Origin of the sequence: Vibrio sp. 10N.247.311.49, assembly GCF_041467655.1 — a bacterium.
Lineage (GTDB): Bacteria > Pseudomonadota > Gammaproteobacteria > Enterobacterales > Vibrionaceae > Vibrio > Vibrio crassostreae_C.
The window spans coordinates 1-1,170 of record NZ_JBFSVA010000058.1; the positions used below are offsets into that span (position 1 = coordinate 1).

Genomic DNA, 1,170 nt, shown 5'->3' on the forward strand with positions numbered 1-1,170 from the left:
AACCATCTTCATCGATTGAGTACGCTAAATCGCCTGACACAGGTGCATCATCAACTGCCGTAACGCTCACATCGATGTTTGCAGAGACTGTATCGGTGCCGTCAGACACATCAAAACCGAAGTTTACGTCGCCATTGAAGTTCTCATTCGGAGCAAAGGTGTACGTACCATTACCGTTATCAGTAAGAATACCGTCGCCACCATCGTAGGTCACACCTTCAACTGTAAGGTTGTCACCTTCGATGTCTGTAGCACCTGTTAACAGGTCGGCATCGGTGAAGATGAGCGTGCCATCTTCTTCAACGCTGAACTGTTGATCTTGAGGTACTGGCAGGTCGTTAACTGGGTTAACGGTTAGGTCAGCTGATGCTTGAACCGTATTGGTACCATCAGAGATATCGAAACTGATATCGATGTCACCATTGAAGTTCTCATCTGGCGTAATCGTGAAACTGCCGTCATCGTTTTGAGTAACGGTTGCATCACCGTCGACCGTTAAGCCGCTGGCTGTTAGGTCATCGCCTTCAACATCTGATGCTTGTGATAGCAACTGCTCTTGGCTTAGACGAATCGAACCATCTTCGTCGATTGAGTACGCTAGGTCGCCAGACACTGGCGCATCATCAACGGCAGTTACGCTCACGTCGATGTTTGCTGATACCGTATCGGTACCATCTGATACATCAAAGCCAAAGTTTACGTCACCATTGAAGTTTTCATTTGGCGCAAAGGTGTACGTACCGTTGCCATTGTCAGTAAGGATACCGTCGCCACCGTCGTAGGTCACACCTTCAACCGTTAGGTTATCACCTTCAATGTCGGTAGCGCCTGTTAACAGGTCGGCATCAGTAAAGATTAACGTGCCGTCTTCTTCAACGCTGAACTGTTGATCTTGAGGTACTGGCAGGTCATTAACTGGGTTAACGGTTAGATCCGCAGAAGCCTGAACGGTGTTAGTACCATCTGAGATATCGAAGCTGATATCGATGTCGCCATTGAAGTTCTCATCTGGCGTAATCGTGAAGCTGCCGTCATCATTAGCTACAACCGTTGCATCTCCACCAACCGTAAGGTCGCTAGCTGTCAGGTCATCGCCTTCAACATCTGACGCTTGCGATAGCAATTGCTCTTGGCTTAAACGGATAGAACCGTCTTCATCGATTGAGTACG

General features: G+C 48.1%; 1 protein-coding gene. It reads right to left on the reverse strand.

All coding sequences use genetic code 11. The features are described from left to right. The coding region (locus tag AB6E54_RS22600) for a cadherin-like domain-containing protein (protein ID WP_372169060.1) at window positions 1-1,170 on the reverse strand (1,170 nt) is incomplete at both ends.